Annotated in this window: 21 protein-coding genes; 1 reads left to right on the top strand and 20 read right to left on the bottom strand. The window is 42.4% G+C overall.

Going from position 1 to position 23582, the window contains the following annotated elements; translation table 11 throughout:
- Positions 1-2 precede the first annotated feature (2 nt).
- From dtd to WFH04_RS12350, 7 genes are all read right to left on the bottom strand, one after another.
- Positions 3-443 carry a D-aminoacyl-tRNA deacylase gene (dtd, locus tag WFH04_RS12380; RefSeq protein ID WP_336824370.1) on the bottom strand — a complete coding sequence of 147 codons (441 nt, stop codon included), beginning with the start codon at positions 441-443 and terminating at the stop codon, positions 3-5.
- Between the two features lie 40 nt (positions 444-483).
- Positions 484-2676, bottom strand: a complete 2193-nt coding sequence (locus WFH04_RS12375) for a RelA/SpoT family protein (RefSeq protein WP_336824369.1) — start codon at positions 2674-2676, stop codon at positions 484-486.
- Between the two features lie 371 nt (positions 2677-3047).
- On the bottom strand, positions 3048-3560 hold the full coding sequence (locus WFH04_RS12370) for an adenine phosphoribosyltransferase (protein ID WP_336824368.1): 513 nt from the start codon (positions 3558-3560) through the stop codon (positions 3048-3050).
- On the bottom strand, positions 3551-5902 hold the full coding sequence (gene recJ / locus WFH04_RS12365; protein WP_408020190.1) for a single-stranded-DNA-specific exonuclease RecJ: 2352 nt from the start codon (positions 5900-5902) through the stop codon (positions 3551-3553). Before recJ ends, WFH04_RS12370 begins: the two co-directional genes overlap by 10 nt.
- A 360-nt stretch (positions 5903-6262) precedes the next feature.
- Entirely contained in the window at positions 6263-6595 is a 333-nt protein-coding gene (locus WFH04_RS12360) for a LapA family protein (RefSeq protein WP_336824366.1), read from the bottom strand.
- A gap of 73 nt (positions 6596-6668) precedes the next feature.
- On the bottom strand, positions 6669-8936 hold the full coding sequence (gene secDF / locus WFH04_RS12355) for a protein translocase subunit SecDF (protein ID WP_336824365.1): 2268 nt from the start codon (positions 8934-8936) through the stop codon (positions 6669-6671).
- 117 nt (positions 8937-9053) lie between these two features.
- Entirely contained in the window at positions 9054-9383 is a 330-nt protein-coding gene (locus tag WFH04_RS12350; RefSeq protein WP_336824364.1) for a post-transcriptional regulator, read from the bottom strand.
- 95 nt (positions 9384-9478) lie between these two features.
- On the opposite strand from WFH04_RS12350, the gene WFH04_RS12345 reads away from it, so the two are divergent.
- The gene (locus WFH04_RS12345) at positions 9479-10996 is read left to right on the top strand and encodes a putative polysaccharide biosynthesis protein (protein ID WP_336824363.1); all 1518 of its coding nucleotides are present in this window, start codon (positions 9479-9481) and stop codon (positions 10994-10996) included.
- On the opposite strand, the gene WFH04_RS12340 is transcribed toward WFH04_RS12345, so the two are convergent.
- The 13 genes from WFH04_RS12340 to WFH04_RS12280 form a co-directional block, all read right to left on the bottom strand.
- Complete coding sequence (locus WFH04_RS12340) at positions 10990-11631, bottom strand: DUF421 domain-containing protein (protein WP_336824362.1); 642 nt, start codon at positions 11629-11631, stop codon at positions 10990-10992. The two genes, WFH04_RS12345 and WFH04_RS12340, sit on opposite strands and share 7 nt — an antisense overlap.
- 108 nt (positions 11632-11739) lie before the next feature.
- A complete protein-coding gene (gene yajC / locus WFH04_RS12335) occupies positions 11740-12015 on the bottom strand; it encodes a preprotein translocase subunit YajC (protein WP_336824361.1) in 276 nt (91 codons plus the stop codon).
- A 38-nt stretch (positions 12016-12053) separates the two neighbouring features.
- On the bottom strand, positions 12054-13193 hold the full coding sequence (tgt, locus tag WFH04_RS12330; protein ID WP_336824360.1) for a tRNA guanosine(34) transglycosylase Tgt: 1140 nt from the start codon (positions 13191-13193) through the stop codon (positions 12054-12056).
- Positions 13194-13224: 31 nt separating this feature from the next.
- Positions 13225-14268, bottom strand: a complete 1044-nt coding sequence (gene queA / locus WFH04_RS12325; protein ID WP_336824359.1) for a tRNA preQ1(34) S-adenosylmethionine ribosyltransferase-isomerase QueA — start codon at positions 14266-14268, stop codon at positions 13225-13227.
- Between the two features lie 118 nt (positions 14269-14386).
- Entirely contained in the window at positions 14387-15388 is a 1002-nt protein-coding gene (gene ruvB / locus WFH04_RS12320) for a Holliday junction branch migration DNA helicase RuvB (protein WP_336824358.1), read from the bottom strand.
- 43 nt (positions 15389-15431) lie between these two features.
- The gene (ruvA, locus tag WFH04_RS12315) at positions 15432-16037 is read right to left on the bottom strand and encodes a Holliday junction branch migration protein RuvA (RefSeq protein ID WP_336824357.1); all 606 of its coding nucleotides are present in this window, start codon (positions 16035-16037) and stop codon (positions 15432-15434) included.
- A 296-nt stretch (positions 16038-16333) separates the two neighbouring features.
- A complete protein-coding gene (locus WFH04_RS12310) occupies positions 16334-17062 on the bottom strand; it encodes a YebC/PmpR family DNA-binding transcriptional regulator (protein WP_336824356.1) in 729 nt (242 codons plus the stop codon).
- Positions 17063-17075: 13 nt separating this feature from the next.
- Positions 17076-17945 carry a phosphotransferase gene (locus WFH04_RS12305; protein ID WP_336824355.1) on the bottom strand — a complete coding sequence of 290 codons (870 nt, stop codon included), beginning with the start codon at positions 17943-17945 and terminating at the stop codon, positions 17076-17078.
- A gap of 7 nt (positions 17946-17952) precedes the next feature.
- Positions 17953-19134, bottom strand: coding sequence for a LysM peptidoglycan-binding domain-containing protein (locus tag WFH04_RS12300; RefSeq protein ID WP_336824354.1), 1182 nt, complete (start codon positions 19132-19134; stop codon positions 17953-17955).
- 724 nt (positions 19135-19858) lie between these two features.
- Positions 19859-20746 (bottom strand): prephenate dehydratase, encoded by an 888-nt coding sequence (pheA, locus tag WFH04_RS12295; protein WP_336824353.1) that lies wholly within the window; start codon positions 20744-20746, stop codon positions 19859-19861.
- Positions 20747-20764: 18 nt separating this feature from the next.
- Positions 20765-21220 carry an ACT domain-containing protein gene (locus WFH04_RS12290; protein WP_336824352.1) on the bottom strand — a complete coding sequence of 152 codons (456 nt, stop codon included), beginning with the start codon at positions 21218-21220 and terminating at the stop codon, positions 20765-20767.
- Between the two features lie 45 nt (positions 21221-21265).
- Positions 21266-22555: a GTPase ObgE gene (obgE, locus tag WFH04_RS12285; protein ID WP_336824351.1), complete on the bottom strand. Its 1290-nt coding sequence runs from the start codon at positions 22553-22555 to the stop codon at positions 21266-21268.
- Between the two features lie 11 nt (positions 22556-22566).
- The gene (locus WFH04_RS12280) at positions 22567-23085 is read right to left on the bottom strand and encodes a Spo0B domain-containing protein (RefSeq protein WP_336824350.1); all 519 of its coding nucleotides are present in this window, start codon (positions 23083-23085) and stop codon (positions 22567-22569) included.
- Positions 23086-23582: the final 497 nt, after the last annotated feature.

The raw sequence follows: 23582 nt of genomic DNA, 5'->3' as shown, positions 1-23582 counted from the left end.
ATTTATTTTGATTCGACTATGATTGTTACTGGACCGTCATTCACAAGTTCTACGTCCATCATTGCACCGAAAACTCCTGTCTCTACTTGAAGTCCATAGCCCTCTAAGCATTCATTGAAATAGTGCCATAGAGGCTCAGCCTTTTCTGGTCTCGCAGCTTCAATAAAACTCGGGCGTCTCCCTTTTCTGACATCACCATATAGTGTAAATTGCGATACAGAAAGAATGGAACCTCCAACTTCATCAATTGATTTGTTCATTTTTCCATCATCGTCTTCCCATAAACGCAGGCCTGCTATTTTTTTCGCTATATACTCTGCATCTTCTTTTTCATCTTCATGCGTCAATCCGACAAGCAATACATATCCTTTGTCAATCGAGCCAGTGATTTCTCCATCAACAGTAACACTTGCTTTGCCTGAACGCTGTAATACAACTTTCAATTCAAACACCTGCCTACTCAACTTGTTCACATGACCTTAATTAATTCACTATACGCTGGACGGAATAAATATCACGGATTTGTTTAATACGTTCAACGATTCGATGTAAATGGGCGATGTCTTTTATTTTGATCGTCATATTGATCTTCGCCAATTTATCGCGATCTGCTTTGCCACTTACTGCTACCATCGGCGTTTTCGTATCCGCGACAACCATCATCACTTCATTCAATAGGCCTTGTCGGTCAAATGCGGAAATTTCAATATCCACTTGGAAATCTTTCACCGCATTGCTTGTATCGACTGCCCATTCAACATCGATTAGCCGATCAGTATCTTCATCTGCATGGATATTTGGGCAATCCGAGCGGTGCACCGAAACGCCGCGCCCTTTAGTTATGAAGCCAACGATTTCATCTCCAGGAATCGGGTTGCAGCATTTCGATAATCGGATGAGCAAGTTTTCGATTCCTTTTACAATAACGCCAGACTCAGTCATAACCGGCTGCGTCGCCTTCATATCAGAAACAATTTTGTCGATCGTATCTTGCTGTTCACGTTCTTTACGGATCTTTTCAGCTAGTCGATTGACGACTTGCTGTGCAGTGATTCCATTTGACCCTACAGCTGCATACATATCTTCTTCTGATGTAAAGCTGAATTTCTCGATTACTCGTTGGATATTTTCTTGCGTAAGTATAGCTTTCACATCAAATTCTTGCAGCTTGATTTCCTTTTCGACCATCTCTTTGCCTTTGATGATATTTTCCTCACGCAATTGCTTTTTAAAAAATTGACGGATTTTATTTCTTGCCTGTGAAGTATTTGCAATTTTCAACCAATCTCGACTAGGTCCAAACGACTGTTTCGACGTTAAAATTTCAACGATATCTCCTGTGGATAGTTCGGTGTCAAGCGGTACCATTTTGCCATTCACTTTTGCCCCTATCGTTCGGTTCCCTACTTCGGAATGGACACGATAAGCGAAATCAATTGGCACCGAACCTTTTGGAATTTCTATCACATCTCCGTCTGGCGTAAAAACATAGACCATATCCGAAAATAAATCGAATTTCAATGACTCCATAAATTCTTCGGCATTCGAAGATTCATTTTGAAACTCCAATATTTCACGGAACCATTTCAGCTTAGAATCAATATTGCCCGGCTTTTCAGAAACCGTCTTCCCTTCTTTGTACGCCCAATGTGCGGCTACCCCGTATTCGGCTATACGATGCATTTCTTCTGTACGAATCTGCACTTCAAGTGGATCGCCCGCCGGACCGACGACAGTCGTATGGATTGACTGGTACAAGTTCTGCTTAGGCATCGCAATATAATCCTTAAACCTGCCCGGCATCGGCTTCCACAAAGTATGAATGATGCCAAGGACTGCATAACAATCTTTAATGCTTTTGACAATAATGCGCACAGCTAAAAGATCATATATCTCATTAAATTCTTTTTTCTGCAAAATCATTTTTCTATAAATTGAATATAAATGTTTCGGACGACCCGAAATGTCCGCATCGATACCCATTTCTGCTATTTCTTTACGGATCAATTCCATAACGTTTTGCAAATATTTTTCGCGCTCATCACGCTTACGCTTCATCATATTAACAATTCGGTAATATTGCTGCGGATTCAAATAACGAAGTGCAGTATCTTCCAATTCCCACTTAATCGTGGAAATTCCGAGACGATGAGCGAGCGGGGCGAATATATCCAACGTTTCTGCTGCGACCCTTCTTTGCTTCTCCTCAGGCACATGCTTCAACGTTCGCATATTATGAAGCCGGTCTGCTAATTTAATGAGGATCACTCGAATATCCCTCGCCATCGCAATGAACATTTTCCGATGATTTTCTGCCTGCTTCTCTTCGTTTGACTTGAATTTCAGCTTTTCTAACTTCGTCACTCCATCTACAAGCATTGCAACCTCTTCACCAAACTCCCGAACGATGTCCTCTCTGCTAACATCCGTATCCTCCACAACATCATGAAGGAATCCGGCAGCAACTGTAGCCGGGTCCATTTGCAGTTCTGCTAAGATGCCCGCAACTTGAATAGGATGCAGTATATATGGTTCTCCTGAGCTTCTGTATTGCCCTTCATGCGCCGCATAAGCTGCTTGATAAGCCTTTTTGACGAACGCGACATGTTTATCATTCATATAGGAGGCAACAATTTGAAATATATCATCCGCGGTCATGTCACGGTTTTTCGCCATTCTATTACTCCTTTCGACAACTTCAGCAATCATTTACGACTCTGCGTAAGTTCGTCCAGATTTTTAGAGTCTGCTTGAAGTACTCTTTCTAAAATCCGTGACATCCACCGGAGGCTTTAGCCAACAAAAATCTACAATCAATTAGGCACTGCCACATGGAGTGACCGCCTTAGCCAATTTGCTGCTAATGTTCAGCAAAGTAAGTGCAGCTGCCGAACCGAAAAATATTCATCTCGCCATCTATTAAGGTGGGCGTTTTTTGCTGAATAAAGTTAAAAAATAAAGATAATCTTATTGTATGTATAAATAGCTATGAATGTAAAGTATGAGAATGCAAAAGAACCCTCGCAAAAGAAGCGAGGGAACATTTTTCAATAAGTGATTAAAGAACGAATTTCATGGCCTACCAATTTTTCGCGGCCGTTCAAGTACGAAAGTTCGATTAAAAATGCACAGCCTGCAACGATACCGCCTAATTTTTCAACAAGCTCAACCGTTGCGCCAACCGTTCCGCCTGTTGCAAGCAAATCATCGACGATAAGAACACGTTGGCCAGGTTTAATGGCATCTTTATGAATCGTCAATGAATCTTTGCCATACTCTAAATCATATTCGACCGAAATCGTTTCACGCGGTAATTTTCCAGGCTTACGAACAGGAGCAAATCCGACTTCCAATGCATACGCGACCGGACATCCAATGATGAACCCTCTCGCTTCAGGACCAACGATAATGTCCGTACCTACTTCCTTCGCAAACTCCACAATTTTATCCGTTGCATATTTATACGCCTTGCCATCGTCCATAATCGTTGTAATATCTTTAAAGCTAATTCCTTCTTTTGGATAATCAGGTACAATCGTCACATAACTTTTCAAATCCATAACTGTTGTTCCTCCCTGTTGACAGCATTATCACATAATGCGTCAAACCATTGTTTCAATTCATGATAAGGTGCATAAACTAATTTTTTCTCAAGTTCAATTTGCCTTTCCCTCTCTTGATAAGAAGGAGCTTCAGACAAATCTTTTTTCCCAGCCGTTTCAACAAAAAGAGCAAGACCATTCTCTATCTTAACAAATCCTAACTCAGAAAACACCTTCGACATGAAATAAATTGTGTCTATCTTCCAACCTCTATGTTTAGAAAGCTCATGAATTTCTTTGCGTAAATCGAAAGAACCCCTTTTTTTCAATAAGCTATAAAACCATCCAAACTGTTCCCGTCCAGGAATTCCTTCAAAATAAATCGATTCTGGAACATAGAAGTGAAGATATACTCTCTTAGGATTAACAGATTGCATAATGCTTTGAATTTGCTTAGCCTCGTTTGGAAGATCTAACAATACAAGATGATCTGTTTCCTCAATCTGCTGTTGATCATACAATCGCATGTCCATTTCACCTAACACGGGTTTGAAATGTTCTATAGATTTTGCATGAAACGCAATGAACACAGTATTTTTCTTCGGTATCGATGGAAGCCATCTGCTTGGTTCTTGAACACCTCGTAAGTCGAACAGTTGCCGTTCAGTGACAGTTAGGTCTTCCAATAGCATTTGTGGCTTTTTCCGTCCGTTCCATTCATTCACTTGCAAATCACCCGTTACAGACATTTTCACTGCTGGACTCATGTCATCTGCAAGCTCACCTTGTCCGAACCCGATAACATCCAAACTTTCATCACCGGCAGTCAATTGCAATTTTAAATGATTTTTCGCTGCCCCAATTTTTCGGACAGATTCTGCATAAACATTTTCCAATAAAAAGATCGGTTTTTCGAATGAAACACCGAATGGACGTAAATTTTCCATTTGTTCCAATACGTTCACATCTATTTCTGACACTTCTATCGGAACATCAATATGTAGGCGAGGAGTAAGAATATCATCCGTCATAGACCGTTTGCCAATGTCATTTAAACGCTCTCTAAGCAACTCAACATGCTCAATGGATAAAGACATGCCTGCCGCCATTTCATGCCCGCCAAAATGCGGCAACAAGTCTTTTATTTTGGAAAGGCTCTCATACAAGTCAAATCCTGCAATGCTTCTACCTGAACCTTTCGCTATGCCACTCTCCTTATCAATCGATAGGACAATTGAAGGCCGATAATATTTTTCAGTCAATCTCGAAGCGACAATCCCGACAACTCCAGGATTCCAGTTTTCTCCCGCAATGACAATAACGTATGGAAGCATATCTCCATACAGGTCACCCATGGCTTTTTCAGCTTCTTCTGCAATAGAAGCGACGAGCGCTTGTCTTTCTTTGTTCAGCTCGTCCAGCTCTTCTGCAACTGCCATCGCCATCATAGGGTCTTCCGCTTTTAATAGGTGGACCGCTTTGTCTGCACTGCCTAATCTTCCGGGTGCGTTTAACCGTGGTCCGATCATGAACCCAAGTGTCTCTTCCGACACTTTTGACTGTTCCGTGGCACTTACTTTTAGTAACGCTTGCAAACCAAGATGCTTCGTATGTCTCATTCGCCGTATACCTTCTTTGACGATGAAACGATTTTCATCTCTTAATGGCACAAGGTCTGCAACCGTTCCGATTGCGGCAATTTCATAAAGCTCTGCAGGTACTTCACCTAATAATGCACATGCCAATTTAAAAGCAACGCCAACCCCTGCTAATTCCCCAAATGGATAATTTCCATCAGGATGCCTTGGATGTATAATTGCATCCGCCTTAGGAAGCGCTTCGCCGATTTCATGGTGATCCGTAATAATAATATCCATTCCTAAGGACTTGGCAAGTTCTACCTCTTTAATACCGGATATGCCGTTGTCTACCGTAATAATAAGTGAGGTGCCCGTTGCATGGAGTTCCATGAACAGTTCACTGTTTGGTCCATAGCCATGTTCAAATCTGTTCGGTATGGCGTATTCTACATTGGCGCCAAGCCTTTCCAATGCCGTCGTTAAAACTGTGACACTCGTTACTCCGTCTGCATCGTAATCGCCATAAACAGTAATCTTTTCGGCATTTTCAATCGCTTGCTGTATGCGCTTCACCGCAATATCCATACCGTATAGCAAAAATGGATCATGTAAATTTCTTTCGGTCATATGTAAAAAAGCTTCGGCCTCGTCTAAATCGATAATCCCTCGTGAGACTAATATTTTCGCATGGATCGACGGAAGACCAAGCTTATCTATGAAAAGCTGCACAAGTTGCTCATCAGGACGGTTAATTGTCCACATTTTCTTTGATTCTATCAAAATGCTCACATCCTTGTCCTTATTATATCGGAAGGCGTGAGGGACATAAAGCGAAATCTCCCTTACTTCTCTCAGCACTTACGAATACCAAGAAAGAGGAGTCTGCCTTATTCCATAACGTACGGTCAAATCGTTATATACTTACGCATAAACAGAATAAAGAGCTCATAAACCCTTGTAAAACCTCATAATACAATCTGTATACTCATAATCAACAATAAGCATGATTAATGGTTTGGCGTATGTATAACACTGCTACAAAATGGCTTACATTTCCAATAGGATAAATATACTAATAAACAACAATAGCCCAAAATAAAAAGCATCACTCAAACAAATTTTGAAAGATGCTCTAATTGCTTATTCATCATTATCTCTAATTCGTGCCCTAAAATCTTCACCATGCTGCAAAGCTGCAATTTCGTTTTGCTGCGAAGCGATCATTATTTCTTTTGCCGTCATTTCTTTTTTCAACTCATTAATTTGACGTGTCATATGGACGGAACGGAACATCCCGACGATGCCGCTTATAGCAGCTCCTAACAACGCCATAATTAAAATGACTAAGATAAGCGGAATTTGCGCTGTGCCAAATAAATAATTCACTTTCACTGCTTCGACGTTAACGATAGCAAATACGGCAATTACGATTGCAAAAAGAAGTCCTACTAATAAACCCCATTGAAACCGCATCATTCCACTCTCCTTCAAAGAAAAAACAGAGTATACAATATGTATACCCTGTTTCCTATGCGATTTAAACGCATTATACGACTGGTTCGTCTGAACCCCATTGCTTTTTCTCTTTGTTTACTTTCAGGCCGCCTTCTTTTTTCATTTCTTTCTTCTTCAAATCAAACCAGATTTGCGCGGAAATGAAAATTGAAGAATATGTTCCTGCAAGTAAACCGATCAATAACGCAACCGAGAATGGACGAATTGCCTCTGCACCAACTGCAATTAATGCAACAACTACAAAAATTACTGTCAATACCGTATTCACCGATCGTCCTAATGTTTGACGAAGCGATTTATTGACGATATCCGCCAATTGCTTTTCATCGTCAATTTTACCGATACGATGCAAGTTTTCCCGGATTCGGTCAAACGTAACAATGGTGTCATTGATGGAGTAACCGACGATTGTCAATACTGCCGCAATAAACGTAATATCCACTTCAAGCCTCGTTATACTAAAGACCGCAACCATGAAGAATGCATCATGCAGCAACCCGACGATGGCAGACAAGCCCATTCTCCATTCGAAGCGGAATGCTACGTATATAACAATTCCTAAAGCAGCAACCGCAAGTGCTTTAAACGCATTTTTCACCAATTCTTTTCCTACAGTATCCGAAACTGCAGATATATTTGGATCTACACCATAATGTGCAGATAAATCATTTTTAAACTTCGTGATCGTTTCTTGCTTGAATTCCTCTTTGTATCGGACAACCCCAATATTATTTGTATCCCCCGACAACACGATGTCTGAAGATGGATGGCCCAATTCTTCAAGCGTGCCCGAAATTTCTTCTGTCGTCAATGGTTGATCCGACATAATTTCTACGCGTGTACCACTTGAGAAATCAATCCCTAAGTTCAGCTTAAATATGCCTAACATGACAATGCCTGCAACGAGCAAAATAGTTGAAATAACATAGAAAATTTTTCGCGTGCCGACAAAATCAAAACGGTCAAACTTCGTTGTCAGATCTAACGTATCAACATTTTCTTCAGGTGCATGCACTTTCTTTTTCGATATGCCGAATAATCCTGGTTTACCGTCCAACACGCCGCTATGCACTAAGAGGCCAAGCAACAATCTCGATCCCCATACAGCTGTCAAGAAGCTGACTAAAATACTAATGATGAGCATTGTCGCAAATCCTCTTACAGAGCTTGTCCCGAAGATGAACAAAACGACTGCAGCCAATATCGTCGTAATATTGGCATCCAAGATAGCTGTAAATGCTGACTTAGCACCTGCAGCAAATGATGTTTTCACCGATTTGCCAACCCGCAGCTCTTCCCTGATCCGTTCATACGTCAAGATATTCGCATCGACCGCCATACCGACCCCTAACATGAGGGCAGCAATTCCAGGCAACGTCAACACACCATTAATTCTTGTGAAGACAAGTAATATTAAATAAATGTAAAACGATAGTGTGATAACTGCAACAAAACCTGGCACACGATAATACACTAACATGAATAAAAGAATTAAAGAAATACCTACAATACCTGCAAACACCGTTTTATCTAATGCTTGGGCACCGAATTGGGCACCTACTGAGGTCGAATAGATTTCCTCAAGATGTACTGGCAATGCACCAGCATTTAAAATGTCTGCTAAATTCTTCGTTTCTTCAACTGTAAAGTTACCTGAAATCTCTACATTCGAAGAGTTGATTGTTTGTTTAACATAAGGAGCTGAAATGAATTTAGGTTTTTCCTTTTTCATTTCTTCCTTGAATGAATCAACACCTTCTTCAAAGTCCATCCAAATGACCATGACATTTTCCGGTGCTTTACTTGCTACCTTCGCAGTTACTTCACCGAATTTATCCGGATCTTTCATTTCTAACGTAACGACAGGATTTCCAGTTTCACCGAAGTTCGCTTTCGCTTTTCCTTCTTTGAGATCATCGCCATCTAAAAGAAGATTGTCGTCAGCATCCCGGAATGTCAAATTTGCCTGTGTCGATAGCAATTCACGAGCAGTTTCTTGGTCTTCAACCCCCGCCAATTGGACACGAATCCGATTATTCGATTCGACTTGAATACTCGGTTCAGTAATCCCTAACACGTCAACACGTTTACCTAATGCAGAAGCCGTATCCGAAACGACTGATTCTGTAATCTTTTGGCCCTCTTTCAATGGCTGGACTTCATAAAGTACTTCAAAGCCCCCTTGCAAATCCAATCCTAATCTTACATCTTTTAAAATCGGATTTGTCGTAGTTCCGACTAAAGACCCCAAAACGACAAGGATCAATAAAAACGCGACAATCCGGCCTCTTGTTTTCATAAGTAAGTTCCCCCTCTGTACTCGGAGCGGCAAAATCGACTACTATGTACAGTTATTCAAAAAATACAACACTCCAATTATGAAACAGAGTATCCCATCTGTCAAATAGTTGAAGCATTACGATCCCCTACGCTCCTCTGATTTTCTTGGAGATAGCAACAGCTGCAATTCATCGCTGTTCAAATCTGAAAACCAATCTGAATCACGTTGTTCTTCAATCTGTGTGTACGTCATGAATTCGGCGGGTGTCAATTTTAGGATGCTATTCACAACTTCGTGGATGCGCATGGATGCTACATCTTTCTTTCGCCATTTTTTCTTTACGCAAAATGTCCAAATATCTTTTTCGGTCACCGTCGTATAGCCATACAAACGAAGCTCACTCTTTTTGCTTTTGATTGCCGGAAGCGCATGGTTGAAAATTTCCTCGAATTGAATTGCCATCATCCACCAACCCTCTCCTATTCAGTCGTAAATAACCAAATCACCGCATAGATTTAGTTTATACGAAATGATCGGAATTGAGAAGGAGTTGTTTGGGAATGTCCACTTTCATCCGAGGTACCGCCATACTCATGGTAGCAGTATTTCTGTCAAAATTATTAGGGTTCGTTTATCGGATTCAATTTATGCGCGTAGCTGGAGAGGAAGCAGTAGGCATTTATATGACAGCCTATCCCGCTTTCATCTTCTTTTTGTCCTTAGTACAATTAGGTGTTCCCATTGCTGTAGCAAAAGTGATCGCAGAATTAAAAGCAAAAGGCGAATCGACAAAACTTCCTGCCGTCATGAAAACCGCTACTGTCATTACAATTTTGACAGGCATCGTTTTCATACCGGCTTCTATTTTGTTTGTCCCCTATTTATCCGAAACATTATTAGGAAATGCAGCTTCATCGACTGCGCTCTATGTCGGGATCGCCATTATACCAATTGCTGCGATTTGCGGTTTGATCCGTGGATATTTCCAAGGGATTGTAAGAATTGAAGAGACTGCATGGTCACAAATACTTGAACAATCTTTTAGAATTGCCATGATTACTTGGCTATTGCCGAAATTATTAGTTGAAGGCGATAATGCAATGAATGCTGCATACGCGATGGGGATTACCCTTTTGGCCGAGGCAGTTTCCGCAAGCTATCTGCTCTTCAAATATTACCAGCATAAGCGCAAAGAGCCGAAACCAATTAAAAAAGCAGCAAAATATCCGATGGAACCGTTGCTGTCCATTGCGTTACCTTCCTCGGGAAGCAGGCTGTTCGGAACATTCACCTGGTTTTTAGAGCCGATCATTTTCATTCGAGCTCTCTCAATGGCAGGTGTAGGGGCAGTGGCCGCCACTTCTTTGTATGGCGTCATTTCTGGAGTATTGATCCCCCTGTTGTTATTTCCATCGTTCATTCCTTATGCACTTTCTGTCGTTTTAGTGCCTGCAGTGAGTGGTGCGGCGGCTTCCAGCAATAAAAAGAAATTGCAGGAAAGGATTCATCTTGCATTGAGGCTTTCTGCATTGACCGGGGCATTTGCCGCTGCCGTATTTTATATACATGGCCAAGATTTGGCGGAGAAGCTTTTCCATGTAAAAGAAGGTGCTTCTTACATGGCCATGCTCTCTCCGGTTTTCTTCTTTTACTACATTCAAAGTCCGCTCTATTCAATTTTGCAGGCGACAGGAGATGCGAAAGCCGGCATGATGAACTCCGTATATGGTGGCATTGCAAAATTAGGAGTCATGTTTGTACTGGCCTCCCAGCCTGGCTTGCAAGAAACTGGCGCCGTGCTGGCGATTGGATTCGGCGTCTTAGTAACTTCATTCCTCCATATTGCAACCTTGCGCAAAAACAAAGCAGCCGCAGCTGGATTTACAATGTTTGCTTTACCGTATGTTTCATTCATTTTAACGGTAGTCATCCGTCCAATCTTTTTACCTGTCGGAACGTTCGGCTTAATAGGGGAATGTATCGTTACGACAATCTTTTTACTGATCATTTTAATCTTGTTCGGTCAAGTGAAGAAAAATGATTTTGGTATGCTAAAAAGACTATTAAAAGTTTATTGATACTTTTCTTTCAGCTGAAAATGAAGTTTCCCCTGTTCAAATGAGCAATAAAAAACATATTCAGGATGTGATACGCCAACTGATTTCAGCTCAGAAAGAAGCCACTCCTCTGTTTTTCCTATAATTTGTATATGTCTTTTTTGAATGACGCCATCAGAAATAAGTGCCAATACAGGCTGTGTGTCCTCAATTGTAAAGACGGACAAATTGCCGGAGGGCTCCAAAAAAGCATAGGATACTTCCTGTATGGATCCGACTTGCTGCTCTCTCAGCTGCTGAAACAAATCATCCAAGTTATAACGCTGCTTTCTCATAGCTTGTTCTTCAATTTGTCCATTTTTTATGATCATGACGGGATCTCCATCTACGAGGTCCCTAAATTTTTTGCTTTTCAATGAAATATAGGACGTCAACAATTGAATCCCTAATAATATGAACAAGGGCAGCAATGAGTGGCTCAGTTTTTTATCTGGCGAATCAAGTGCAAATGCTACGACTTCCGCCATAATAACGAAGACGACAACATCTATGACGCTCAATTCTCCAACTTCCCGCTTTCCCATCACTCTTAGCACAACTAAAATGAGACAATATAGAAAGACAGTCCGTATCCCAATGATGAACAGATCATTCATGTTGCACCCTCCTTTATAAGAAGGATTCCTGTTCAACTGTTTTCTATACAATAACTTAAAAAAACGGCTACCCGAAATAATACAGGCGCCGTTCCATTATAATCATATTCAAGAAGCAGATGAATCCAACACTCGTCCAATCGCTTGACGATCGAACTGCAGTGTCGTGCCCTCTGAGACTTTTAAGTAAACAGATGACTCGTCCACCGCGTCAATCGTTCCGTGAATCCCACCGATTGTAATGACTTTATCTCCACGCTGTAGACTATCTTGCATCTGCTTTGTTTGTTTTTGCCTTTTTTGCGCTGGTCTGATCAATAAGAACCACATGATCGCAAACATCGCAATTATTGGCAATAAAGTTCCCAACAAATCTCCTTGCATTTTCTTCCCCCCTCTACTCTCGATTTATTATACAAGATTCAAAAGTTTTTTGCATTTGGTTTGTTGAATCCGTATTGTTCGAAAAACGCTTCCCTGAAATCACCTAAACGGTCTTCGCGAATTGCTTGTCGCACTTGTTCCATTAAGCGCAACAAGAAATACAAGTTATGATAGGACGTCAATCGAATTCCAAAGGTTTCATTGGCACGTATCAAGTGGCGAATATACGCACGGCTATAATTTTTGCATGCATAACAATCGCAGTTCGGATCTAACGGACCGAAGTCTCTTTCATATTTTGCATTTTTAACGACGAGACGTCCTTCGCTTGTCATTAATGTGCCGTTCCTAGCAATTCGGGTAGGCAATACGCAGTCAAACATATCCACACCGCGAATCGCGCCGTCAATTAGAGAATCCGGAGATCCGACGCCCATTAAATAGCGAGGCTTATCTGTCGGCAATAACGGTGTCGTAAATTCCAATACACGATTCATTACATCTTTAGGCTCACCAACAGATAGACCTCCGATTGCATAGCCTGGAAAATCGAGAGAAACGAGGTCTTTCGCGCTTTGCTTGCGCAGCTCTTCGAATTCCCCGCCTTGCACGATACCAAATAGACCTTGATCATTTGGTCTCTCATGAGCAGATAAGCAACGTTCTGCCCATCTTGATGTCCGCTCAACGCTCGATTTCATATATTCGAAAGTAGCCGGGTAAGGCGGACATTCGTCAAACGCCATCATGATGTCCGAACCTAATGCATTTTGAATTTCCATTGCTTTCTCTGGACTTAAAAATAGCTTGCTTCCGTTCAAATGATGGCGGAAATGAACACCTTCTTCTTCTATTTTACGAAATTCGCTCAATGAAAAAACTTGGAATCCGCCAGAATCCGTCAATATAGGACGATCCCAATTCATAAATTTATGGAGACCGCCAGCTTCCTTAATTATATCATGGCCCGGGCGCAGCCATAAGTGATACGTATTGCTCAAAATAATGCCTGCACCCATTTGTTTTAATTCCTCTGGAGACATCGTTTTTACCGTCGCTTGTGTACCAACAGGCATGAAAGCCGGCGTCTCAAAAGAACCGTGAGGCGTATGGACGATGCCAAGCCGCGCACCGGTTTGTTTGCAAGTTTTAATATGCTCATATGTGATTGCTGCCACTCTATTCATTCCTTTCTAATGGGCAAAACTTTCAGTTGCTTCGGTGCGGTCGGATGTACATTGCATCACCAAAACTGAAGAAACGGTATTCATTTTCTACCGCTTCACGATAAGCTGCTAATATATTTTCTCTCGTTGACAACGCAGAAACCAACATAACCAATGTTGACTTAGGCAAATGGAAATTGGTGATCAAACCATCCAAAATGCTGAACTTGTACGAAGGGAAAATGAAGATCGAGGTCCAGCCACTTGTTGCAACAATCTTGCCATCGTTTTCCGAGGCGATCGTTTCCAATGTACGGGCAGATGTCGTACCGACAGCGATGATATTTCCACCTTTCGCTTTTGCTTCATTAATCGCTTGTGCGGCGCTCTCGCTCACTTGGTAGTACTCCGAATGCATCGTATGCTCTTCAATCTTATCGGAGCTTACTGGCCGAAATGTCCCTAATCCGACATGCAGTGTAATAAATTCAATGCCAACGCCTTTATCTTTTAATTGCTGCAATATTTCCTCAGTAAAATGCAAACCTGCTGTAGGTGCAGCTGCAGATCCTCGTTCCTTAGCAAAGACGGTTTGGTAGCGCGACTGGTCATCCAAAGTTTCCGTAATGTATGGAGGCAAAGGCATTTGGCCAAGCTCGTCCAAAATCTCATAAAAGATTCCAGAATAGGTAAATTTGAATTTGCGCCCACCTTGCTCCAAAACTTCGACACATTCAGCTATCAATTTGCCATCCCCAAACGTGACAACAGTACCAACTTTAACACGTTTCGCTGGCTTAACAAGTGTTTCCCATTCATCATTCCCTGTTTCTTTTAGCAATAGTAGTTCAATTGTCGCTTTTGTGTCCTGTTTTTCTCCAATCAAGCGTGCCGGCAACACTTTCGTATCATTTAAAACGAGCATATCGCCCGGCTGTAATTCATCGACAATATCTCGAAAATGCCGGTGTTCAATTGCGCCAGTCGTTTTATCCATAACTAACAAGCGGCTGGCCGTACGGTCCTTTAAAGGTGTTTGTGCAATTAGTCTTTCAGGCAAATCAAAATCAAAATCATTTACATCCATCGTATATGTAAACTCCTCTATCGTAAAATTAACTTTCGTTCAAGGAAAAATGGTACACTCCTTTGCCAAAACTGTCACTACTTCTGCTTCTCATAATTTCTGAAGCAAAAAGTTGGATTTATATTTCTTCAGGCATAGCATACCCAAAATGATCGTAAGCGAGGCGTGTCGCTACCCGCCCGCGAGGTGTCCTTTGAATAAAGCCGATTTGCAGTAAATATGGTTCATAAACATCTTCGATCGTAACCGACTCTTCTCCAATGCTTGCTGAAAGCGTATCGATGCCAACTGGGCCGCCACGGAATCTCTCAATCATACCGACAATTAGTTTATGGTCGATATGATCAAGGCCATGTGCATCGACTTGCAGCATTTCAAGCGCCTCTTTTGCGATTTGGACAGTAATATTGCCATCGCCCCGCACTTGTGCATAATCTCGGACGCGCCGCAACAGACGATTTGCAATTCGCGGAGTTCCACGCGAACGACGGGCGATTTCCTCTGCAGCAATATGATCGATATCGACATCGAATAGACGCGCGCTTCTTGTTACGATATCTTGCAACGGCTTTACATCATAGTATTCCAATCGTAAAGGAACCCCGAATCTGTCTCTTAATGGCGCGGATAAGGAGCCTGCACGTGTCGTTGCACCAATAAGCGTAAAAGGGGGCAAGTCCAAGCGGATCGATTTCGCGGAAGGCCCTTTCCCCACAACGATATCAAGGCAGAAATCTTCCATCGCTGGATAGAGAACTTCCTCAATTGCTCTGTTCAACCTATGAATTTCGTCGATGAAAAGAACGTCGCCTGGCTCTAATGAAGATACGACAGCTGCTAAATCACCAGGCCGCTCAATCGCCGGCCCGCTCGTCATTTTCACATTGACGCCCATTTCATTCGCTATGACAGTCGCCAAAGTCGTTTTCCCTAATCCTGGTGGTCCATAAAGCAATACATGGTCAAGACTTTCGCTACGTCCTTTTGCTGCCTCAATGAAAATGCTCAAATTATCTTTTACGGTTTCTTGACCGATATATTGACTTAAGGTTTGTGGCCGTAGCGACAATTCAAATCCTTCATCATAATTCGATTGTTCACTAGAAATAACCCGTTCCATAGTCGCTTTCCTCCTTTCCCAATCATATGACCTTATTCTACCCTTATTGCTGTTTCAATAATAAACGCAAGGCAAGCTTCATATAGCCTTCCGTATCAAGATCCTCTTTTTGCAATTGCGTCTTCACTTTTGTCAGTTCGCGCTGTGAATACCCCAATGCTTGCAAAGCTAAAATGGCCTCTTCCAAAGAATCATTCTCCGCCATTGACAGCAAAGTCACTTCTTCATCAGGCATTTCGATCTCTGTAAATAAATCGTGCAATTTCCCTTTCAAATCTAAGATAATTTGTCTAGCAGTCTTTTTGCCGACGCCAGGAAACTTTACTAAGTACGCTTCGTCCTCGCGTTCAATTGCTCCGACAACTTGTGAAGGAATGCCGCTCGCCAAAATCGCAAGCGCACCCTTTGGGCCAATACCTGAAACGGTAATGAGCTTCTTGAACAATTCCCTCTGTTCAATCGATTTAAATCCTAAAAGCAATTGTGCATCTTCCCTGACGTGCAAATATGTATACACTGTTTGCGGATCTTCAGTCATATGGAATGCGTATGGATTCGGCGTCATAATTTGCCAGCCAATTCCTCCGTTTTCCAAAGTGATATATTCTGGTGTTACCCTTGTAATCTGTCCTTTTATATAATCATACAAATATTTCTCCCCCTAAACTTTCCACCTCATTATAGCATACGAACGCGCTTTCTATCTATTCGTGAAATGAAGTGGCTCTCCATTCACCTTCAAACTTTTACTTGCTGTAAGGATTTATCCAGTGCTTGTATCTCTATGATCCATAAATGGCGTTCTTTGTCACTTCATTGCGGAGATACCGAAAGGATAAAGGTTTTATTCCATGAAAAACCATCGCACAGAAAATGCGATGGTTGTTTTGTACTGGTCACCCTTTTCGGGTGATTTTCTTCTATTTTACAAAACTACGAATGAGCTTATCCTTCTGATGTGCTCGCATTATGATACACATTTTGTACATCATCGTCATCTTCAAGCGCCTCAATCATCTTCTCAAATTGTTCGCTCTGCTCTTCGTTTAGTTCTGTATACATTGTCGGAACCATTTCAACCTCTGCAGCTATAAAAGACATGCCTTCATTCTCTAACGCTTCTTTGACTACCATGAAATCCGAAGGGGCCGTCAAGATTTCAAATCCGTCTTCAGTAGCCTCGATATCTTCCGCTCCTGCTTCCAGTGCCGACAACATAATAGCGTCCTCATCCATTCCTTCTGTCCGTTCGATGAACAGACGCCCTTTCCTGTTGAACATATAACTGACTGAACCGCTTTCGCCCAGACTGCCTCCATTTTTATTGAATGCTACACGTATATTCGGGGCGGTGCGATTGCGATTTTCCGTGAGGCAATATACTAATACCGCTACGCCATTTGGACCGTACCCTTCATAAATAACTTCTTCATAGTTTTCATCAGCACCTGCACCAGTTGCTTTATCAATTGCACGTTTAATGACATCATTCGGCACATTGAACCCTTTGGATTTTTCGATTGCGAGCCGAAGTGCAGGGTTCATGTCAGGATCGCCGCCTGATTTTGCAGCGACAAAAATCTCTCTTGACATCTTTTGAAACACTTTTCCTCGCTTCGCATCTTGTGCACCTTTACGATTCTGTATATTTTTCCATTTTGAATGGCCTGCCATTTGTTTCACACTCCTAATTCATGCTCCGTTCAATATCATACCATAACTTGGGCCATGAAGAGAGTGCTTCAACTGTAAAGGGAGCAAGCCGATCTGCAAGTTTTTCTTGGTTTTGACTTGGCAATGACAACAAATGCAGCCATTCCCTCAAAATTTCATTCGGGTAGAGCAACATCGTCTTTGCAGCGTCATCCATTTGCTGCAATATCGGCTGCTCAGCGAAAAGAAACGATACATGATAGCCAATATGAGGCAATACTCGATGCGTCCATAGCGCTAGTTCCAAATGTGCTGGTCCAATACATGACAAGTCAAAATCGATAAATCGGATAAGGCCATTTTGATCTCGTAAAATATTATGATGGACGACATCTCCATGCAATAAAGTCTGTTCTGCACAATCCCACTTCTTTTTCTTTAATGCGCTGAACGCTTCTTTGCCGAATAAAATAACATCGTCCACAAAAGTTTTTTCTATAAACTTTTCAATCGCGCGACGATTTTCAATAAATCTTTCTAAACGTTCTTCCCACTTATTCATTAATGGATAATAGTATAAATAAGGCGATGCTTCCCAATCTATCTGTTGTTTTGTATTGTGCAATGCTTGCAATGCCAATAATGAATCTGTTCGATCAATTCTCTTTTTAAAATTGACAGCTTTCGTCCCGGTAATCCACGGCTGCATAATGAGCAACGGATCACCGGTCGAAAGCATAGGAACGATATGCGGAAATTGCATATACTGGAGTTCCTGGTGGATGTGTCGCACTTTCCTTGCGGTCGCTTGAGAGCTATACCGCTTCAGTGAATAAGCCGCTCCGCCTTCGTCCAATTTCCAGACATTCTCTTTCACTTTCCTTATATTTTTATCTAACGTCATTCACTGCTCAACAGCCGCAGTCATTTTGAAAATCGGACGGGAATGGTTGCATATGCATTGGTGCCATATGCATTGGAGTTGCATGAAACGGCATCACATGCCCACCGCCATGGAACATCGGAAAACATGGAATTGGCGGGCAATAATTGTGCATAGGCATCATCATTGGCTGTTGGCAACCACAATCAAAATGGGAATGCGGGGCCATTCCGAAAGGACCTTGAAAAGCCGGCGCAACCATTTGAGGTATATATCCATGCTCAGGAGGACAATGAACCATATCTTCAAAATCCATATGATCATGCTCAAACCCTCGATGTGATGTAGATTCTGCCAATTCCCAGCCTTGTGTATATGGATACTGCGGTGGAGCTCCATGCCCCATTCCCGGATGGATCGGCATTTCCTCCGCTTCCTCTTGCACTGGCAATGACGGTCTAAATGGCATCATCGGTTCTTGATTCAGCTCCGGTCTAGGCATAGGCATTGGTAGAGGAGCCGGGGCTTGTGCTTGAGGCATTTGCTGCGGCCACATATGATGATGATGCGGCATCGGCAAGCAGTCAGCATCGTAAATCGGCATCCAATTGCAAGGTATCGTAAAAATCGGCTGAATAATTTGCGGTACCGGCATCGGCATTGGCATTGGTATAGGCTGTGGTTGCGGCTGTGGCTGCGCTACAGGTGGCCTATGAGTCTCCGGCTTGACTGGCGGTACTTGCGGTTCAGCTGGCGGCCTCGGTTTTACATGCTCTTCCTTTGGCGGCACCGGAATTGGCGCTGGCGGCCTTGGCATTGGCTGAGGTTTCGGTGCCGGCATAGGCGCCTTATGTTGCGGTGGTGTTGGCTTAGGTGCCTTATGCTGAGGTGGAGCAGGCGTCGGCGCTTTATGCTGCGGTGGTGCCGGTGTAGGCATCTTATGCTGCGGTGGTGTCGGAACTTTATGCTGCGGTGGCTGTGCAGGTGCTTTATGTTGCGGCGGATTCGTGTGGCCAGGTTTTTTCGCCGGTTCATTTACCGGTGGCTTTTGGCCTGCTTTCTGAGCCGGCAAGAAAATCTTCATGCCCGGAACAATATAGTCCGGATTCGCCAAATGAGCGTTCACTCTTTTTAACTCTTCAAAAGGGATTCCGTACTGTCTGGCAATTTTCCATAACGTATCCCCTTTAACAACAACATGAACATCCACTAAAAATATCCCCCTTCCATCAATTCATCGTATGAACGAACGCCCGTCTATGTGACGCATTTTTATCAATTATGCATTCGCATGATTGTGCACAGGTTTTAGCAATCTACCCTATCCTTCAAGTAAAATTTTGTTCAGCAAATAACTTAGTAGGGAGAGTGAATTGCCGCCTGCACTTTACAAAAATGTTTCTTCAGAACCATATGATATTGGGCATCCTGTTCTACTATATATATTGATAGGAAGGTTTATTTATGATAGAAAATAGTACAGTTACAATCATTACATAAAATAAAAAAAGGGCTTTATGCCCTTTCAGACTGTAGACAAAGTATTTTTTCACTTTGTCTACAGTCTTTTAGAGGTTTTTAGTTATGGGATAAGTATTTGCCCAGCTTGGCTTGAAAACGCTTGCCACGTGGGAGGCAGTATAGGTGCGCGATGTCCGCAGTGCCTTAATTTCCGCAAAGAGCGAGTAAATACGGCAGATTGAACTCTTCGTAGTTCGAGTGACTGCATGACCTGCATCGTGCAGGCCCGCGCGAAGTCGAGCGAAGACCCGAATAGAACTTAGGTTCATGAGTGGACGAGCGAAGAAAAAGCAGCCTATGCAAAATCATAAAGGTGCCTTAATTTCTGCAAAGAACGCAGATATTAAGGCAAATCGAACCCTTCGTTGTTCGATTCGCAGTATGCGAGCGTTTGTCAACAAGCTGAAAGAGCTTTACGCCCTTTCACTTATTTCTTGATCGTATGTAAAGTAAGAGCCGAAAGAACGGATGCTGCAATTTAAAGCTGCCAATTCTTCCTTTGCACCAATCATCATTGGATGGTTTTCATCCTCTAACACATCGATGATGAAAAAATAATTTCCTAACCCCGTTTTCAACGGTCTAGACTCAATTTTACTCAAATTCAACTTCCGCCACGCAAAGACAGATAGTATTTGATGCAAAACTCCCGATCGATCCTCTTCCGGCAGTTTGACCATCAAAGTGGTTTTCGGTTTGTCAGAATGACCTTTTCTATCTAGGGAACCTTTGCGCAACGACAAAACAACAAATCTCGTATGATTGAAATGAAAATCATGAATATTTTCTTCCGCTATATGTAATCCATATTGTTCTGCTGCAAGCCGATTTCCAATCGCCGCAATGCATTGTTCCGGATGCTCTGATACATATTTAGCGGCAGCGGCTGTGGAAGTTGTTTGAAACAAAGGCACCTTGCGGTAATGGTACTGCAAAAACTTATGGCATTGAGCCAATGCATGAGGATGTGATTGGACCGATTCGATTTGTGCAACCGCATTTTTCTGCTCTTTATGCACCATTAAATGTTGCTCAATCGGAATGGACATTTCTGCGTTGATAAACAATTCGCTCCCATGGAACAAATAATCAATTGTTAATGGAACAGAACCTTCTAAAGCATTTTCCAAAGGTACAATGGCATAAGCGACATGACCTTTTGCAACTGCTTCGATGCAGTCAGGGATTGTTGGAAATGGCCTCAAGCCCGTTCTGCCAAACATATAAGTTGCTGCAATATGTGTAAAAGAAGCTTCGGGACCTAAATAAGCAACTGTAGGTGTATAATCTTTTTCTGTCATGAATATCCCCCTATAACGTTAAAGTGCGCCGGAACTTATTAAATGGACGGATTCAATGAAAGTAGGCGCTTTCAGCCTTTGCATGAATTCCTCCATTTTGATTGGCATTTCTGTAACATCAAGCGACAGCGTAATATTTGCGCGTCCTTGTACTGGTATCGTCTGATGAATTGTTAGTACATTGCATTTCGCCTCTGAAATGATGCGCATAATAGCTGCCAATGAACCTTTCCGATCTTCCAATTGTATGAAAATCGTCAATACCCGTTCGCGTGCAATCGATTCAAATGGAAAAACGGTGTCTTTATATTTATAATAGGCGCTACGGGAGAGTCCGACCCGCTTTGTTGCTTCTTGAATCGTCCTCTCTTCTCCGCTTGCAAGCAGCCGCTTCGCTTCTAACATTTTTAACATAGATTCAGTCAGCACATCTTCTCTGACAAGATAGAACTGCCCTTCTCCAAGTGGCTTCATTGAATTCCCCCTGTGCCCATCATTGTACATAGCGGATCGCCGCGATTATTCGATGAATTCAAATTCGAAATTCAGAATGCGGACGGTATCGCCATCTTGCGCTCCCCGTTCACGCAGCGCCTGATCTACACCCATTCCTCTCATTTGGCGTGCAAATTTGCGTACGGATTGATCGAAATTGAAGTCGGTCATTTTGAACAAACGCTCAATTGTATAGCCAGATAATACGTAGGCTCCGTCATCATCCCTCGTTATTTCAAAATCTGGTGTCTCACTTTCATATTTATACAATACGGAACGATCTTCTTCATCCGTAATCTCCTCCATCGGGAACTCAGGCGTCGTTTCAAGCAAATCCGCAACAGCAAATAACATTTGGTCCAAGCCAACGCGTGTAATCGCTGAAATCGGATAAATTTGCGCATTTGGATCATTTAATTTTTCCTTAAACGCCTTAAAGTTTTCATCTGCATCCGGCATATCCATCTTGTTGGCAACGATCACTTGCGGACGTTCCATTAACCGTAAATTATATTTTTCCAGCTCCGCATTGATTGTTTGATAATCTTCGTATGGATCACGGCCTTCAAGACCTGACATATCAATGACATGAATAATGACACGTGTTCTTTCGATATGGCGTAAAAACTGATGGCCTAATCCGACTCCTTCATGTGCTCCTTCAATTAAACCCGGCAAGTCCGCCAATACAAATGTTCTGCCTTCATCGAGTTCAACCATACCAAGGTTCGGCACCAATGTTGTGAAATGGTAATCAGCAATTTTAGGCTTTGCTGCAGAAACGACAGAGAGCAAAGTAGATTTACCAACACTCGGGAATCCGACTAGCCCCGCATCCGCAAGTACTTTCAATTCAAGCCCGACTTCTCTCTCAACACCTGGCTCTCCTTTTTCAGAAAGCTCTGGTGCAGAGTTTTGCGGAGTAGCAAATCGGCTGTTGCCTCGACCGCCTCGACCGCCTTTGGCAATGACAGCAGTCTGTCCGTGTTCAACTAAATCCGCAATAATATGTCCTGACTCCAAATCTTTGACGACTGTACCAGGCGGAACTTTTACAACAAGATCTTCTCCGCCCTTTCCGTGTTTATTTTTGCTTCCTCCATGTTCTCCACGAGGAGCTTTGAAATGGCGTTGGTATCTAAAGTCCATCAACGTCCTAAGCCCTTCATCGACGATGAATACAACATCGCCTCCTTTTCCGCCATCCCCTCCGGCCGGGCCGCCATATGCTACGTACTTTTCACGGCGGAAAGCGACCATGCCATCTCCACCGTCACCGCCTTTGACATAAATTTTTACGTGATCTACAAACATTAATTTTCCTCCTATCGTCCACTTACCATGAACGTCCATTGCTCGCTATCTATTGACTCGTGAATGGCGAAATTTCCTTCAATTTTTTCTGTAGGCCGTTTATCAATGATCGGACCTTTCAAATTTAAACGAATTTCCCATTCGCTTTCCGTAGCATTCACTTGGATCTCCATCATATACTCATGAAATGGGTCAACTGCCCTTGTGATATCACTGACCGCCTGTTCAAGCATTTGCGCCACTTTTTCATCATCTGCCAGACGTTTCCCGACAATAATGTCACAATGAAGCGTCTTTGAAAAAACAGTATGCACCCAATCGAATGTGCTAATCCACAATTCAGTCGCAGGCATTCGAAGCTTCTCCAATTTCGAAACTTGCTGCATCTTATCAGTTGCAGATAGCAAAGCATTTTTCGCTTCTGGCCATTTTCCAAGATCGATATTAAGCAAGATCAATTGCAGTTCATTCAAAAAGTCATGCCTTGAAAATTTCAACGCTTTTGCTATTGTCATTTTTTCGGTTTCCATTTTTTCACCGCCAACCGTTTCATACTAACAGTATAGCATCTTGCATATCATTTTCATCAAAAATGTTGTGATTTCAAGGCCACTATTCAAGAGAGTGAAGCTTCCATTCAGGCGTTCCGAATAACTAATGCCATCTCCGTTCGTTTTTCTTTAATATTCCCTTACAATCGATACCAGCAAATAAAGGTTCTAAATCAAATGTTGGGGTGATGTGATTTGCACGTCACCCTTTTACTTAGATACCGCTGAGTAATGTTGATTTGCGCTACAGGGCGGACGCTTTCCGCCGGCATGGCTTCAGCCAATCGAACAGCGTAGTGTTCGATTGGCCGTATTTCTGCGGTTTTTGCGGAAATTAAGGCAGCCTAATTTTCTGCTCCTAACGCTTCGCTCCAATCAACGAATCTCTTTTATACCGATTTTTGTATTCAAATAATTCTTATCCTAAATGAACCCCAATTTCTTTATATCTAATGTTTAATAATATCTTTGCTTTA

This window comes from Sporosarcina sp. USHLN248, from assembly GCF_037144575.1.
Taxonomy (GTDB): domain Bacteria; phylum Bacillota; class Bacilli; order Bacillales_A; family Planococcaceae; genus Sporosarcina; species Sporosarcina contaminans.
The sequence above is the reverse complement of the archived record's forward strand: the minus strand, read 5'-3'. Positions and strand labels throughout refer to the sequence as shown.

What these genes read in the sequence shown, in the direction of transcription:
- WFH04_RS12370 (WP_336824368.1), bottom strand. Translation starts at nt 3,560, where the DNA reads ATGGATTTGAAAAGTTATGTGACGATTGTACCTGATTATCCAAAAGAA.
- obgE (WP_336824351.1), bottom strand. Translation starts at nt 22,555, where the DNA reads ATGTTTGTAGATCACGTAAAAATTTATGTCAAAGGCGGTGACGGTGGA.
- WFH04_RS12345 (WP_336824363.1), top strand. Translation starts at nt 9,479, where the DNA reads ATGTCCACTTTCATCCGAGGTACCGCCATACTCATGGTAGCAGTATTT.
- secDF (WP_336824365.1), bottom strand. Translation starts at nt 8,936, where the DNA reads ATGAAAACAAGAGGCCGGATTGTCGCGTTTTTATTGATCCTTGTCGTT.
- WFH04_RS12290 (WP_336824352.1), bottom strand. Translation starts at nt 21,220, where the DNA reads ATGAAGCCACTTGGAGAAGGGCAGTTCTATCTTGTCAGAGAAGATGTG.
- WFH04_RS12360 (WP_336824366.1), bottom strand. Translation starts at nt 6,595, where the DNA reads ATGCGGTTTCAATGGGGTTTATTAGTAGGACTTCTTTTTGCAATCGTA.
- WFH04_RS12305 (WP_336824355.1), bottom strand. Translation starts at nt 17,945, where the DNA reads ATGACGTTAGATAAAAATATAAGGAAAGTGAAAGAGAATGTCTGGAAA.
- yajC (WP_336824361.1), bottom strand. Translation starts at nt 12,015, where the DNA reads ATGCAAGGAGATTTGTTGGGAACTTTATTGCCAATAATTGCGATGTTT.
- queA (WP_336824359.1), bottom strand. Translation starts at nt 14,268, where the DNA reads ATGGATGTAAATGATTTTGATTTTGATTTGCCTGAAAGACTAATTGCA.
- WFH04_RS12280 (WP_336824350.1), bottom strand. Translation starts at nt 23,085, where the DNA reads ATGGAAACCGAAAAAATGACAATAGCAAAAGCGTTGAAATTTTCAAGG.
- pheA (WP_336824353.1), bottom strand. Translation starts at nt 20,746, where the DNA reads ATGACAGAAAAAGATTATACACCTACAGTTGCTTATTTAGGTCCCGAA.
- WFH04_RS12340 (WP_336824362.1), bottom strand. Translation starts at nt 11,631, where the DNA reads ATGAATGATCTGTTCATCATTGGGATACGGACTGTCTTTCTATATTGT.
- WFH04_RS12310 (WP_336824356.1), bottom strand. Translation starts at nt 17,062, where the DNA reads ATGGCAGGCCATTCAAAATGGAAAAATATACAGAATCGTAAAGGTGCA.
- WFH04_RS12350 (WP_336824364.1), bottom strand. Translation starts at nt 9,383, where the DNA reads ATGATGGCAATTCAATTCGAGGAAATTTTCAACCATGCGCTTCCGGCA.
- WFH04_RS12375 (WP_336824369.1), bottom strand. Translation starts at nt 2,676, where the DNA reads ATGGCGAAAAACCGTGACATGACCGCGGATGATATATTTCAAATTGTT.
- ruvB (WP_336824358.1), bottom strand. Translation starts at nt 15,388, where the DNA reads ATGGAACGGGTTATTTCTAGTGAACAATCGAATTATGATGAAGGATTT.